The organism is Photobacterium proteolyticum, from assembly GCF_001939735.1.
In the GTDB taxonomy this organism is placed as follows: domain Bacteria; phylum Pseudomonadota; class Gammaproteobacteria; order Enterobacterales; family Vibrionaceae; genus Photobacterium; species Photobacterium proteolyticum.
The window spans coordinates 66,866-81,931 of sequence record NZ_MJIL01000095.1 but is presented as its reverse complement, the minus strand read 5'-3'; the positions used below and the strand labels follow the sequence as shown (position 1 = coordinate 81,931).

Below are 15,066 nucleotides of genomic sequence, written 5' to 3'. Positions count from 1 at the left end.
TCATAAATTGATTCATTCATGATGGATCATCACAACCGAGAGTGAAATTATACTCCATAACGAAAAAACGTATGGAGTTACACTCTCATGACAGGTTCTACATTCTTTGCTGCTGCGCAAAAGTTCGGAAAGTCTTTTATGCTTCCGATCGCTGTGCTTCCGGCTGCCGGCTTACTACTTGGTATAGGCGGGGCACTTTCAAACCCAAACACCTTAGTCGCGTACCCATTTTTAGATGTTGCTGCATTGCAGGCAATATTCACCATCATGACTGCTGCAGGTGCTATTGTATTCGGTAATCTACCCGTACTCTTTGCAGTGGGTGTCGCCGTTGGTTTGGCGCGAAGCGATAAAGGAACAGCCGGACTTGCCGCTTTGCTAGCTTACTTGGTGATGAACGCAACAATTGGTTCTATGCTATCGCTACAAGGGAGCCTGGCAACCGGTAATTTGGGTGCCGTTGGCCAAGGCATGATTCTCGGTATTCAAACACTGGATACCGGTGTGTTTGGTGGTGTAATTGTAGGTATTATGGCCAGCTTTCTACACTCGAAATATAACAGTATCGAGCTACCTAAATTCCTCGGCTTCTTCGGCGGCTCGCGTTTTGTGCCTATCGTATCTGCCTTCTCTGCGATTATCTTAGGTGCCGTTATGTACCTGGTATGGCCAAAGATTCAGGCTGGCATTTTTGGCATGGGTGGATTAATTGAAACAACCGGTTATATAGGCACCCTACTATACGGCTTTATTCTTCGGATGCTGGGCTTGTTTGGTCTTCACCATATCTTCTATCTTCCATTCTGGACAACAGCCCTGGGCGGTACGGAAGTCGTGAACGGTGTGATGGTCGAAGGTACGCAACGCATTTTCTTTGCCCAGCTAGCTGACCCATCAGTTCAGCAATACTTCATCGGCACATCTCGCTTCATGTCAGGACGCTTTATCACCATGATGTTCGGACTGATGGGCGCGGCACTTGCTATCTACCACTGTGCCAAGCCGGAACATAAGGCAAGAGTCAGCGGCCTGATGCTATCAGCAGCTTTGACATCATTTCTTACTGGCATCACGGAGCCTCTGGAGTTTTCCTTCTTGTTCGTTGCCCCAGTGCTGTACTTAATCCATGCGGTATTTGATGGTTTCGCCTTCATGTTCGCTCACATGTTTGAAATCACTATCGGTCAAACTTTCTCAGGCGGCTTCATCGACTTCATTCTGTTCGGTGTATTACAAGGTCAGGCCAAAACAAACTGGATGGCAGTACCCGTTATTGGTTGTGCATGGTTCTTCCTTTACTACTTCTCTTTCCGTTTTGTGATCACCAAGTTCAACCTGAAAACCTTGGGTCGAGAAGATGAATCACAAGCTGAGGTGGCCAATATTACCGGCACAGAACGAGCCATTGAGATTGTTAAACACTTGGGCACGGCCACTAACATCAAAGATGTTGATTGCTGCGCAACACGATTACGACTGACATTGGACGACGCCACAAAGGTTGATGAGAACGGTCTAAAAACAACGGGAGCCATCGCGGTTGTTGTGAAAGGAAATGGCGTACAAGTGATTTACGGCCCGCATGTCACTATTGTCAAAAACGAACTAGAAGAGTACTTGAGCCTATAACTTGTTATTAGTTAGAAAGATTTAAAAAGAAACACCCTCCCCCTAAGAGCAAAGGCCATCGGTTAAGATGGCCTTTTTATATAGTGGTCGAATTACCGAATTAATGCACTAATCAAGCATCAGGATCAGCGACCTTCGAAGAAACCCTCTTAGGCGTTAACATCGACTCCATCTGCTGAGTATCCTCACCTATCAGGCGTTCAGACAATGCATTGACTTCTTTCAAGGTTAGCGTAGACAACACATTATCCGGATAAATAACAGCGAGTGGATCAGCATCGAACAGCACGTAACTGCTGAGCATTCGTGCCTGTTCCTGCGGATTCGTCAGTCCCGGCGTCAACGCTTTCGCCAATTGTGATTTCGCCACCGCAAACTCTTCCGCCGTAAAGCCCGCTCTTGCCTTTTCCAGTACTTGTCGAGTGCTTGCTCGCACGGCGTCAAGCTTATCGGGCGCAGCATTGACTCCAAACATCACCAGAGCCTCACCACTACCATCAGACCATATTAGTTGCGCTGACGGGTCATAACCTAAGCCTCGGGTATTGCGTAACTCATCACGATAACGCTGATTTAAAAGCCGACCTAATAAGTCAGCCGTGAATCTATCCCTGGTTGTTTTAGGCTGTCCTTGAGAATATAAATGTACGTGGTAGGTGAGCGTATTATCTACCGCTTCCGCAGCTTGCGTAGATGCCGTCGACACCTTTGGATTGGTTCGATAGTCCGTTATGACAGGGGCAATCTCAGCAGACCCATACTCAGCTTCAAAAGGAATGCCCGCGACATAGCGTCTTAGCATCCGGTTGAAATCACTGACATCAATATCGGCACTGACAACTAAGGTGAAATTACGTTTATTGTGCATCAAAGTATCAACAACCGCCTGTACCTGCTCCGGAGTCACCTGTTGGATATCCTTCACTGTAGGAGGTTGCAAAGTACTACCGGCAGGATAAAGCGTTCCAACTACCTGGTTAACATAGCTACCAAGTGGAGAAGATAACCAGTTCTCCTGATTGACAGCACTCTCTTGCTGGACAGCAGAAAAATACTGCTCGTCGACTTTGACAGCCGTCATCGCCTGGTGCAGCACCGAGAGTGCAAATGGCAACTCCTCTTTGGCCGTCTCACTGTATAGGCCATGTGATGTTTCCCATAATAGTGGTTCTATATAGGTGTTGTGACGAACGAGCAACTGTTCAAGTTTTGAGGCAGAAACACCCGCTAACCCACTACGTGCAAGTACCGGGGAGACTAATGTACTCGCATAGCGTAATTCAGGTGGCAATGCCGCCATTCCACCGGATGACATCAAGTACACGTAGGCCCTGTCACCGGCTTCAGGCATCTGACGTAACCATACGTCAATGCCATTTTCCAATGTCCAACGATGGGTTGTTGGCTCTACCTCCTCGTAGAAAGTAATTTCACCACCCTTTTCAGGCATCGGAATATCCATCGCTGCAGACGCCATAATCAGCGTCTTGCCTTTTGCAGAAAATTGCTGTGCGAACTGGGCAAATGTCACTTCCGCTTTGCGGATACTATCCCCCCTTGTTACGACAAATACGGGCTTATTATTTGCGGCACTGAGGTATAACTCAATAGCACCATTCAGTTTTGTTTGATCCAAGTGTTCGACAAAATGCTGTAACTGACTGCGAACATCCTCTTTCGATTGCTGAGTCTTTCCCTGAATGAGCGCGTTAAGGCGATCCTCTGAATACTCAAACGCTTTTTTGCCCAACCACTGGGTATCCAGGCTCTGAATCTCATTCAGAAATGTATCCTTAACAGCTTCGAACTCAATAGTACCAATCCCGTGTTCCCGTAAACTGGCAAGCTCTTCGGCAAAGAACTGCTGTGCAACCAACCGATCAGACTCGGCAAACTCAATACCTATCACTCCAATGTAACGATTAATCACAAGCGTTGGAAAACTATATGAACCAAGCAATGGTGACTGGGTTTCAATATGGCGGTCATTCAAACGACGATTAATCGCCTTTAGCACGGCTTCTTCAAGAAGGACCGTCTGGTATTGGGTGTCTGTTGTTACCTGACTGTCACCCAATTCAATAAGAAGGCTCATTCCGGCTTGCTGGCCAGCTGCCCCTGTGAGGTATAAAGGTTCAGCAGTCAGGTTCGCAATACCTTCATCACCAGAGTCAATAGCGATGTTTTCTGCTACAACGTCGCCTCTGGCTTCCCCGTCAGCAAAACGTGCTCTTTCGAAATAACGAGCAATCATCGGCTCCAGACTCTGGTTCTCAATATCGCCGGTAATAATCAGCTCAGTATTCTGTGGCAGGTAATGTGCCTGGTAAAATGCCAGCAACTCATCACGGGTTATGCTCTTAACACTCTCTTGAGTGCCGAGCACATCGACACCTTCATAACGACTGCCTTGGAGCAGGGCTTCAAAGGCCTTTAACTCAGCAGGCTTATCGCCACGATGGCGAGTTCGGAATTCGCCTAATACCGCGCCTTTTTCGTTTTCAAGCAGAACAGGATCCAACGTCAGTTTTCCAGTAGCGATATCGCTTAACCAGATAATGGCGTCTTCCATACGCTTATCGTTTGGCAGATCGATCTGATAACTTGTTACATCATGCGAGGTAAATGCGTTCAGATCGTCACCAAACGTGACACCGGCACCGATGAACAAAGATTCAACTTTTCCGGCATCAAAACCGTCACTGCCTAAAAAAGCCATATGCTCAAGAAAGTGCGCATACCCAGCCTGCGCTGGTGTTTCATCTACCGCACCTGTATGAACCAGTAATCGCAATGAAACAGGTTTTCCGCTAACGGGCAATAAATGGTACCTCAATCCATTGTTAAGTTGCCCTTGTTGCCACAGGCTATCTTCAGCAAGTGGTTGCGAGTCTGGCACTTGATTACAAGCCACTAGCATTAGAGAAGCAACAATAGCCCCCCAGCATCTAACTACCTTTTTTCTTTCCATAAAAAGACACTCAACCCATTATATTCAATCCGTTTACCATAATACGCATATATATAAGTGCCTGATATGATTTTTTCTGATGCAAATTAATAGGTTCAGCTGAAATCACGGAATAAAAAAACGGCTCCTAAATTAGGAGCCGTTTGAACTCAGAATGGCAAAGATACCCTGCTTTTCACTGCCTTATGAAGTGCTACAACGAACAGCCAACTGGCGATGAGTTATCTCTCGGCCATAGAGTCGCTGCATTACTCAAAGACAAATCTAAAAATGGCAACCCAGCACTCATTGATGCTGAAGGCAGATCATCTTCAAGTACATACATTCCCATGTTTACCGCACCTCCCTTGGCGTTAGCGTTCACCTGGCTGGCCGCCAAACTGGTATAGCGTAACCCGAACATATCGAAATATGGACGCCAATCCTGATTGGTTGCCTTGCTGAGCGATACCAGCATAAAGTCGTTACCAGGCACTGACGCAACTGTTTTACCGCCATAAGTGCTGTCACCACTATAAGGGAACAAACTAAAGCCAAGTCTTTCTCGGTTATTGAGCCAATCCGTTTCATTGGCAGCATACTGACCAAAAATACGACTGTGGAGGTACAACAAAGTAAACAGGTTGAAGCCATTATCTAGCCTGTCGCCGGTACTCATCACTTGCTGATCAGTGCGAAGCGCCATCTGGATATAAAACGCCATACGATAGCCGTTATGGGTCGCATACGCATTGCTTTTCCATGGTACAGTGAAACGATCATGTCCGGCATCCATCACCGTACACTTTCTCCCTAGTACAACACGCTCGTTTGCACTATTTTTGATTTCGGCAGCATCAGACATGAAAACATAAAAAAGATCTTTATGGTTCATATGCCCATCCGTCAACGTCGTGGTATTACCGTCACGTTGGTAGTGAGACTTCCATTTCACATAGTATGGGAAGATATTGTTTGAGTTTTCACCTGCCCGAGAACTGTATTTTGTCCAGTCTTCGATATCAGCAGCTTCCGCATAATGCACATTCAGCCGCTTAGTTTGTAGGTTATGCCCCAACTCATGATTGTCTCCCCAACCTGTTGGCGAAATAGTCCATGAGGCATCCCAAGGGTTACCACTACAACCGCTGCCGCACTGGGCATTCTGATCGTAATTAGCATGCTGGATAATCTTGCGAGTATGCAAGTCAGAGTTAAAACAATCAGTATTGCCATATAAATTACTGCATAGCGTTTTTACATCGTCTGGCAATGATTCTTCAAGCGTTTTACCTTGAATCTTATACCCGGCCAAGGTGTAGACGCTGTTGATATGGTCGTCTTGAATTGACTTTAACAACGCCGTTACGGAAGGGATCTCAGCGCCAAGGGCACCAAGAAAACGATCGCGGCGAAGGTGCTGCTCCGCGCCATCAGTACGTAAATCCACATGCGGCAGCTCTGTGTTTTCAATCAGCTGATTAAAGCGCGTAATTTCACCCGGGTCGCTAAAGTCCATGATTGCCGGGTGCTTAGTAACACCGATTATATTCAGGCTCACTTCAACTGGTGTCGCACTACCCTCGAGATACGCATAAATCGGCCCACCATAAGGGGTAGAGAACGTTACGGTTTCAGCGCCTCTTACCTTTATACGTTGCTGGTTGAGTTCCAATGGCCCACGGTACACTTTTGTACTGAACACCCTGTTAGTATTGCTACGGTGGTAATTGAGCTTAATTTCCAGCGTGGCGTCGCTATTATCAGTTCGCGTAACCGTGATCTTTTTCCCCGGTAACGCATACCAACCCGTTGTCGTCCATTGTCCGGAATAAGGCACTTTCACTACCCGGCCCTCCTGAATTGTCTCAGGATAGGCATAGTGAGCCTTGCTACCTTTAGCGACATTCGACTTATCAGTGACATACTCTCCCAAGTCAGGTTGAGCAATGTTGTTTTCACGGGCATAACTGACCGTCCAGTCCGCAAACATGGCTTGCTGCCAATCAGAAGGGCTGTCTTGAGCAATCGGATAGTCAATCGCAGCACGATACTTGTCTGCCAGCAACAAACCGGCACGCATTAGCGGGAAGTTATCGGTATCAAATGCTTTGATATTATTGCTGTCTAACGCGATAGCGCCATTGCGGAACCAATCGGCACCAGTTTTGAATTCAGCCAGAAAATCAGCTTCAGAGCAATTGATAAAGTTTTTATTGCACTGATCCAATGACGCCATATCAAACTGACCCGCATCGAGCTTGGTCAATAAAGTGCTCGCTGCCAACAGCTGAGGATCAGCAGCTTTAATGTCATCAACAGCCAAGTTGCTAGCCAGATGCTCGCTCCAGTAATTCCCGGCCGTGTTCAATCCCATATAACGATATACAGGTGCCGCCATTGGGCTTTCATTGCGCCAATAGTTCAGTACCAGTAACGGAATGTGCAACCGCTTGGCCTTCTCGAAAGCCGCACTAACGCCCGCATAGCCACGATTTGCCCGGTCAATATCACTCAGGATGATAAGATCAGGCTGCTGCTCATCAATACAAATCGACAACGCTTCGTAATCGCAACTGTTCTCAACATTAATCACATGCTGGCTAGGAAAGTGATTGTTAAGCCAGGTACGGATGCCTTCATTATGTGGGAAATACCAGCTGTCGGCTTTACTCGAGACATGCGTTGTCACAATAGACAGGGATCGCTGCGGATCACTGTTTTTTGTCAACCAATTAACCAAGTTCTTCAAAAGTTGGTCGGTTGCTGTTGAAGTATCAACCGAGAACATACTGGCGCTCATCGCGGCGTAGCGGTGTTCCCCTTGATGACCGGCATAAACCAGCCCCTCGGAAGAGGGCGTTCCGCTTTCTTTTTGGTTTGAACGTAGCACCAGGAATGTGTTTTCCGGCATGAAGCTAGAAAACGTAATACTGTCATGGCTTGGGTGCCATGATATCGATGTACCTACCCCCTGATACAATACATCCAGCAAGGCACTGCGTTCTTGCTGGATGTTTTCAATGTGATTCTGGGCAAACTGAATCAGTTCAGCAGCCGAAGCTAACTGATGGTCTTCGTTGTTGATTGCCGCCTGCGCATTGGTTACAAATGAAGCGGTAATTTTACAGTCGGCTGTAATCGCGGACGTAGTATATTGCCGCCCGTTAAGCACCCCATTACACCCGGTAACAGAATGTACGGTAAACCCCGGCTCGGGTGTTATCGTAAAGTGATAGCTTTGCCCTGATACAACAGAAACATTCTGCGGAAGAATGCTTCCCCCCGAAGAGCTGACCGACTTTAACTCGTACTTGGCCGCCTCTAATGGCTTCACAACGGGACTGCTACTGCTACTGCTACCTTCACCGCCTCCGTTGCAAGCTGTTAACAAGCAAATACTTCCCAGAACAGCTATACGCTGATAAGACTGAGCGTGCCTCATCAAGAACCTCTTCTTATTATTGGTTAATATTAGCAAACTAGTGCTATTGCTCAGTTTGATACAGCAGATGGGCAAATCTGTCAAAACATTTGAAATACAGACTGAAACATTCATCGGCTTGATTCAATAAATGCGGGAATTGACTCTTTTTTACACGGCAATGGATAGGTTAAGAACTGAATGAGTATTACACAAAAACAAGGTTATATTGGCTTCAGCAAAGCGCACAGTTACAATAAGGGCATTCTTATCGCCAGACTAAGGCTTATTTCGTGACAACCTCCCAGGCAGCCAACACTGTTATCGTCCTCGACTTCGAAACCACCGGACTCTCACCGAACATGGGCGATCGTGCCATTGAAATAGGTGCCGTTAAAATAGACAACGGCATCATTGTCGACCGCTTCCAGCAGCTCATGAACCCCGGCTTCAAAGTCAGCAGCTTTATTGCAGGCTATACCGGTATCACCAACCAAATGCTGCAACATGCACCAGCCTGTGACGAAGTAATGGATCAGTTTGCCGATTTTATTGCCGGGTATAACCTTGTTGCTCATAACGCTTCCTTTGATCAGCGCTTTCTCGATGCCGAACTCGATAGCATAGGCAGAAGCTACGATGGGCAGTTTGCCTGCTCCATGCTCATTGCTCGCCGTTTGTACCAGCAGGCACCAAACCATAAGCTCGGATCGCTGGTTGCCTATAAAGATATCGACAACGACGGCGTCTTCCACAGAGCACTGGCAGATTCAGAAATGACGGCCAAACTGTGGCTATTAATGCTGGAAGATTTAAAATCAGATCACCGGATCACCATGCCTGAATTTTCAGTGATGCAAAAGCTCTCCCGGACAGCAAAAGCGTCGGTTACTGCTTACCTGAGAAAACAAGCCTGCTGACAACTTCATCTATGCATTTTGATAAAACCAATAAGGAATAAAGATGGGACTATTCGACGCACTATTAGGTAATGCCGGCGAAATGAGTAACGAAGAGGCAACGGAAGAGCTTGCCACCATACTCGGTGCCGATGAGCAGATTGAGCTTGCCTACAAGTTAATTCGAGACATGATTGTTCTGACAGATCGTCGTTTGATCTTGATTGATAAGCAAGGCATGACAGGCAAAAAAGTAGAATACCGTTCGGTACCTTTTAAATCTATCACTATGTATACAGTCGAAACGACAGGCCATTTCGATCTAGATGCAGAGCTAAAACTGTGGATTTCTGGTCAATCTGAGCCTATTGCTCTGGAATTTAACGGTAAAACCAATGTCTACGCGATGCAGGGACTACTAGCGGCTAAAATTGCTGGCAAGTAAGTAAACTTATATCGCCTTGAGATACGACTCGAACATTGAAACAAAAAGCCACGGATGCGTGGCTTTTTAGTGCTGTAAGATTCAACTTACTCGCTTGTTATATCTCGATTCAGAATCTACAACTTCAGAACATCTTGTAGCCAGGCCGAAATATCACGGATCTGAGGCATACAAACCTGGTGCTCCATCGGATATGTCCGCCAGTTTGGTTTACAACCAGCAGCCAGCAAGTCACTGACAGCGTCCTCACCCATGGTTGGCAATACCACGGGATCATAGCTGCCGTGCATCACCTCTAATGGTATCTGCCTGTTCGCTTCGCTAATTGTGATAATGCCTGACGTCGGGAAATAGGTAGAGAGAGCAAGAAGGCCAGCAAGTTTGTGCTGATAACTCAGAGCTGCATGATACGCAACAGCACCGCCTTGTGAAAAGCCAGCAACCAATATACGCTCACTATCAATACCACGCTCCATCTCGCGTTCAATTAAGTCAGTCACTCTTTTGGCTGAATCCAAAAGCTGCTCAGTATTAAGTTTACGTCCGGCCCCCATTTCCAGAATGTCGTACCAGGCAGGCATGACCATACCGCCATTGATGGTAACGGCTAGCGATGGCGAATGAGGAAAGATAAAACGAACTGGTGCATCTAGCGGTAAGTTCAGCTCAGGCAAAATAGCCTCGAAGTCATGGCCATTGGAACCGAGGCCATGAAGCCAAATCACGGCAGCAGTCGGTTCAACACTTGGCTCTACTTCAACACACGATAAATAAGTCATGTTTAATCGGTCTGTTAGATAGTTCTGATAGATAGGTGTCTTCACCTTACACCGAATAGAAACATTTTTACCACCTCGTTCGTAAAGCGGGCACTACCTCTATGACGAATAACAAAAAACCACTGCGTAAATTACAGTGGTTCTGTTGATCACTTAACGGTTATACGACTATGTGAACGAGCTATTCAGGCACCACCCGAGCCGTGTTTCCGTCAATGTTCACCCTAACTCTTTGCCCTACCTGAAAGATCATGCTCGGGTTGACCTCCTGAACGATCGCAATGGTTTCACCATCATCCATCTTGATGGTCAGATTAACACCGTCTCGTCGGGAAACCCCTTCGGCCGCTTTGCTACCAGCCACACCACCCAGTACACCACCACCGATTGCTGCGATATCAGAACCTGATCCCCCGCCGATTTTCGAACCAAGAATACCACCAACAGCAGCACCGGCTATGGCACCGACAACCTGCCCTTCGCCTTCAATGCTGACCGGCTCAGTTTTCATAATGGTCCCATATCGCACTTGTTGGATTGTCCGCGTATCGGCAACACCATACGAGTCACCGTAAGGATTGTTGGAACAACCAGTGAACCCGAACATCGAAAGCATCAATACAACAGCGTAGAAACTCTTCACATCATCACCTGCCCGACAAAACATCATTTCGATGCCATAAGTATAGCAAGATGTATCTACAGCTCTTTATTCACAGCAGCACTAGCTGTCGGCAACTAACTTTATTCCCAACACAACGAAGACTGTTCCTACGAAACGATCAAGCCACTGACTGAATCGTTGGTTATTTCTCAGCTTATGCGTCAGCATTGAAGCAGCCATTACATAGATAACCTCAACAACAATGGCGACCGCGATAACCAACAGCCCTAAATACATGAGTTGCAACGTTAGGGGACCATGTCCCTCGCGGACAAACTGAGGAAGAAAGGCCATAAAAAAGATAGCAACCTTAGGGTTGAGAATATCCACCAGTACGCCCTGCTTAAAAGCAGCTATTAGCGTTTCTTTCGGCGCGCGTTTTGCGTTGAGATTCAGCAAAGATCCGGATGACGAGAATGATTGCCAGGCTAAATAGAGTAAATAACCTGCGCCTATATACTTCACTACAGTAAAAGCGAATGCTGATGAAGCCAATACAGCCGACAGCCCAACGGCGGCGGCAAATACGTGAAACAAAGCCCCAGTACACACTCCAAGCGCAGAGGCTATGCCCACTTTTTTACCACTGGCTATGGTTTTGGTGAGGATGTAAAACAGATCTGGCCCCGGGGCGATATTCAATGCAAGTGCCGTCGAAAAAAACAACAACCAAAAACCATAGTCAGACATTCAATTTCCTTATTAACGCTAAATAACTCATCTCTTTTTTCGATATAACCAAACTCAATAAACAATAAAACCCTTTAACCTTTAGTTACATGCTTACAAAATTAATTACGAGTCATTTCACACTGTTACCCGTCAGTTCTCACCAATGACAATGATGCTCAAACCCACTTCACAGAAGTAGCCCCAAATACTTTCAAGTCACCGTTACAACCTGCAAAAAATGTTAAACCGGGCTTGATCACCGCATGGTTGTCCATATTAAAGACGCACTAAAACACCAGTTCTTTAAAAGACCTAAAAATGATGTGCTGGCTACAATCATTTATCTCGAACATTATTTCGAACAAACCCGTTAAAAATCATAGCTATAGTTTTTAGCAACGTCCTTTGACATACTGATTAATGATAATACCAACGGTATTTCCTCCAGTTTCAATCAAGGAAGAAAAATGAAAGACGAAACGCTATCGATACACTACGGATACGAAACCGACCCGACAACCAAGTCTGTTGCGACACCTATTTATCAAACCGTGGCCTATGAATTTGATGATGCTCAGCACGGTGCAGATCTGTTCAACCTTGAAGTACCGGGTAATATTTATACCCGAATCATGAACCCGACTAACGATGTACTTGAACAACGTATGGCTGCGCTGGAAGGCGGCATTGCCGGCCTTGTTGTCAGTGCTGGTAGTGCAGCAATTAACTATGCCATTCTCGCTTTGGCAGAAGCTGGCGATAACATTATTTCGACTCCCCAGCTATATGGCGGCACCTACACCCTGTTTGCCCATATGCTGCCGAAACAAGGTATCGAAGTACGATTTGCCAAAGATGATAGCCCTGAAAGCCTGGCAGAATTGATTGATGACAATACCAAAGCCGTTTACTGCGAAAGTATCGGTAACCCCGCCGGCAACATTGTCGATATTGAACGCATTGCCGAACTGGCTCACGCACAAGGTGTGCCGGTTATTGTCGACAACACAGTTGCCACGCCTGTCCTGTGTAAACCTATTCAGTTTGGTGCTGATATTGTGGTGCACTCCCTGACCAAATACGTTGGTGGTCACGGCACAACCCTTGGCGGCGTTATAGTCGACTCCGGTAAATTCCCATGGACGGAGCACAAAGATCGCTTCCCGGTGTTTAACCAACCTGAGCCTTCATATCATGGTGTGGTCTATACCGAAGCCTTTGGTGATGCCGCGTTTATCGGCCGCGCTCGTACCGTACCTCTTCGTAATACCGGTTCGGCCCTGTCTCCGATGAATGCATTCATGCTGATCCAAGGGTTGGAAACCCTGCCTCTGCGAATGGAGCGCCACACTGAAAATGCACTTAAAGTCGCCGAGTTCCTGAAGAATCATGACAAAGTAAGCTGGGTTAGCTATGCCGGCCTGCCTGATTCGCCGTATTATCCGCTGGCGGAGAAATACATGGCAGGTAAACCCTCAGCCATTTTATCGTTCGGACTGAAAGACGGTTACGAGGCAGGTGTTCGCTTTTATGACAGCCTTAAAATCTTCAAACGCCTGGTAAACATTGGTGATGCCAAATCACTGGCTTGTCACCCAGCATCAACCACTCACCGCCAACTGAGCGAAGAAGAACAGCGTCAAGCCGGGGTGAGCCCGGAGATGATCCGTCTCTCGGTAGGCATCGAGCATATCGAAGATATTCTTGCAGATCTGGAACAGGCCCTGAGCGCTTAATGGCTTAAGAGAAGAGTTTAAACACCTGCAACATACCCACTATGTGGCTGCTAATACTTTAGCGGCCACATGTTTTTTGGGGCCATATTTTTCAAGAGCAAGCTAAACGTATAACAAGCCTGTTATAATGCCTGTGTATACTCCACACAGAGATGCCCTATTTTGTCACACAAAGCCTGCTCATCTGTTCCTCACTCTGACACCATCAAAGTGGCGACCTTCAATTTATGCAACTATCTTGAACCACCTTATGCCTTCTATGATTTCGAAAATATCTACAGCCTGGATCAATGGCAGAAAAAGCAAGACTGGATCAACAACTACCTGATTGAGCAGCAGCCGGACATCATTGGCTTTCAGGAAGTCTTTAGCCCTGAATCATTGCAATTGTTAGTTAAGGAGCAAGGATACCCGTACTTTACCGTGATAGATGAAGCTGAGCTCGTTGATGATTACATCTATCAGAGCCCGGTTGTAGCAATTGCTTCTCGCTACCCGATAAATGCAACATCACCCGTTAAGCCAAACGCTGAACTGGCAAAATCGATGGGGTTACAGGGTGACTTTCAATTCAGCCGTCAACCGATAAGGGCAACAATCGATATTCCCCATTTTGGTCCATGCGATTGTTATGTTGTGCACTTCAAATCCAAGCGCCCCGGCGACAGTGAAATCGACACACCAGTTGACAGTAGTCGCTATGCTGTAGAAGCCCTTACAGCCGAAATAACAGGGAGCTGGGCTTCAGCCATTCAGCGAGGCTCAGAGGCCGCGCTATTACTGGCAGCAATCATCGAGCAAAGGGCGCAATCAGGAAACCCAATCTTGCTAATGGGGGATTTCAATGACAACTTGCAAGATGGTGTGCTCCAGCATCTTCTGACCCATCATGTACGAAGACGCAATCAAGACAGCATTAACCACCTGTTAACCCCCTATCAACTCAACGACAGCTGGACATTATTTCAGGCAGCCAGCCAAACATCAGAGCACGATGAGCCGACACAACTACAGCGCCCCTACAGCCATTATTTCGGCACTAAGGGCTCGGTGTTGGATTACATTCTGCTATCTTGCGAGTTTGATGCAAAGTACCAAGAAAGCCTGGCGGAAGTTAGCAACTATCATACTTATGATCGGCACTTGATTAACCCAATTTTCGAGCGGGACAGCCAAAGTACCGATCACGCCGTGATTACGGTAAGCCTTACACTGCGTTCGTAGTCGGACGTGTTCTTCCTAACCGAATACCATCACGAATATTCAATCCGATTAACACAGCATTGGTAAAGCCAGCAACAAGTTCGATGATTTGTACTGTCCAGAACACTTGGTCAAACTGGCCGATAGCAGACCATGTCGCAAGAAAGTACGCGGCTGGAATCAAAATAATAACGCCGTTGGTGGCAGCAATTTTCATACGCAACTCTTTCTTGGCAAAGACTCCTTTGGCCTTTGCCTTATAGAGCTTCTTCGCCGAGATGCCTGTTGCCATCATGGCAAGAACAAGTAACAACACACAAGCCAGGATACTTTGCTTAACCTGGGTGACAATAGCTAAATCTCCCCATAGTTCGGCCACAACAGTACTGGTAAAAAATGTCGCGATTAGCAGGAAGGCGCAAACCGCCGCGCATTTATGTACTTTCTTCAAAGTGCTAGTTTTCATAATTGCTTTCCTTTATTCCTTTCATTTAGATTACACTGAAATCATTGCGCACGCAATGATTGCAGTGTAAACAATCGACAATGACCTCGCAACAGGAGAATAATTATAAAAGCCAGGGACCTTCCTGATAGCCTCGTAAGAAGGTCAAATCAGCATATACAGATTGAAAAGACGTACGCACTTCCCTTATAGTGCCCAA

The 15,066-nt window shown here is 46.6% G+C and carries 11 protein-coding genes; 5 read left to right on the top strand and 6 right to left on the bottom strand.

What is annotated here, in order from left to right:
- The first annotated feature begins 87 nt into the window (after positions 1-87).
- Entirely contained in the window at positions 88-1,629 is a 1,542-nt protein-coding gene (locus BIT28_RS23745; RefSeq protein WP_075767432.1) for a PTS transporter subunit EIIC, read from the top strand.
- A gap of 112 nt (positions 1,630-1,741) precedes the next feature.
- Here BIT28_RS23745 and BIT28_RS23740 read toward each other — a convergent pair whose 3' ends face one another.
- Positions 1,742-4,600: a M16 family metallopeptidase gene (locus BIT28_RS23740; RefSeq protein ID WP_075767431.1), complete on the bottom strand. Its 2,859-nt coding sequence runs from the start codon at positions 4,598-4,600 to the stop codon at positions 1,742-1,744.
- Between the two features lie 193 nt (positions 4,601-4,793).
- Positions 4,794-7,916, bottom strand: coding sequence for an ImpA family metalloprotease (locus tag BIT28_RS23735; protein WP_217696665.1), 3,123 nt, complete (start codon positions 7,914-7,916; stop codon positions 4,794-4,796).
- 380 nt (positions 7,917-8,296) lie between these two features.
- Here BIT28_RS23735 and BIT28_RS23730 point away from each other — a divergent pair, with 380 nt between their 5' ends.
- Both BIT28_RS23730 and BIT28_RS23725 read left to right on the top strand, forming a co-directional pair.
- A complete protein-coding gene (locus BIT28_RS23730) occupies positions 8,297-8,923 on the top strand; it encodes a 3'-5' exonuclease (protein ID WP_075767429.1) in 627 nt (208 codons plus the stop codon).
- A 43-nt stretch (positions 8,924-8,966) separates the two neighbouring features.
- Positions 8,967-9,347, top strand: a complete 381-nt coding sequence (locus BIT28_RS23725) for a PH domain-containing protein (RefSeq protein WP_075767428.1) — start codon at positions 8,967-8,969, stop codon at positions 9,345-9,347.
- Between the two features lie 116 nt (positions 9,348-9,463).
- On the opposite strand, the gene BIT28_RS23720 is transcribed toward BIT28_RS23725, so the two are convergent.
- The 3 genes from BIT28_RS23720 to BIT28_RS23710 all read right to left on the bottom strand — a co-directional run bounded on the left by BIT28_RS23720 (position 9,464) and on the right by BIT28_RS23710 (position 11,480).
- Positions 9,464-10,126: an alpha/beta hydrolase gene (locus BIT28_RS23720; protein ID WP_075767427.1), complete on the bottom strand. Its 663-nt coding sequence runs from the start codon at positions 10,124-10,126 to the stop codon at positions 9,464-9,466.
- A gap of 181 nt (positions 10,127-10,307) precedes the next feature.
- Positions 10,308-10,742, bottom strand: coding sequence for an outer membrane lipoprotein (locus BIT28_RS23715; RefSeq protein WP_089153717.1), 435 nt, complete (start codon positions 10,740-10,742; stop codon positions 10,308-10,310).
- Positions 10,743-10,850: 108 nt separating this feature from the next.
- Positions 10,851-11,480: a LysE family translocator gene (locus BIT28_RS23710; protein ID WP_075767426.1), complete on the bottom strand. Its 630-nt coding sequence runs from the start codon at positions 11,478-11,480 to the stop codon at positions 10,851-10,853.
- Between the two features lie 449 nt (positions 11,481-11,929).
- On the opposite strand from BIT28_RS23710, the gene BIT28_RS23705 reads away from it, so the two are divergent.
- Together BIT28_RS23705 and BIT28_RS23700 are read left to right on the top strand one after the other, a co-directional pair.
- Positions 11,930-13,198 (top strand): O-acetylhomoserine aminocarboxypropyltransferase/cysteine synthase family protein, encoded by a 1,269-nt coding sequence (locus BIT28_RS23705; protein ID WP_075767425.1) that lies wholly within the window; start codon positions 11,930-11,932, stop codon positions 13,196-13,198.
- Positions 13,199-13,360: 162 nt separating this feature from the next.
- Positions 13,361-14,422: an endonuclease/exonuclease/phosphatase family protein gene (locus BIT28_RS23700; protein WP_217696664.1), complete on the top strand. Its 1,062-nt coding sequence runs from the start codon at positions 13,361-13,363 to the stop codon at positions 14,420-14,422.
- Here the strand turns inward: BIT28_RS23700 and BIT28_RS23695 are convergent.
- Entirely contained in the window at positions 14,406-14,867 is a 462-nt protein-coding gene (locus tag BIT28_RS23695) for a hypothetical protein (protein ID WP_075767424.1), read from the bottom strand. The genes BIT28_RS23700 and BIT28_RS23695 overlap by 17 nt on opposite strands.
- Between the last annotated feature and the right edge of the window lie 199 nt (positions 14,868-15,066).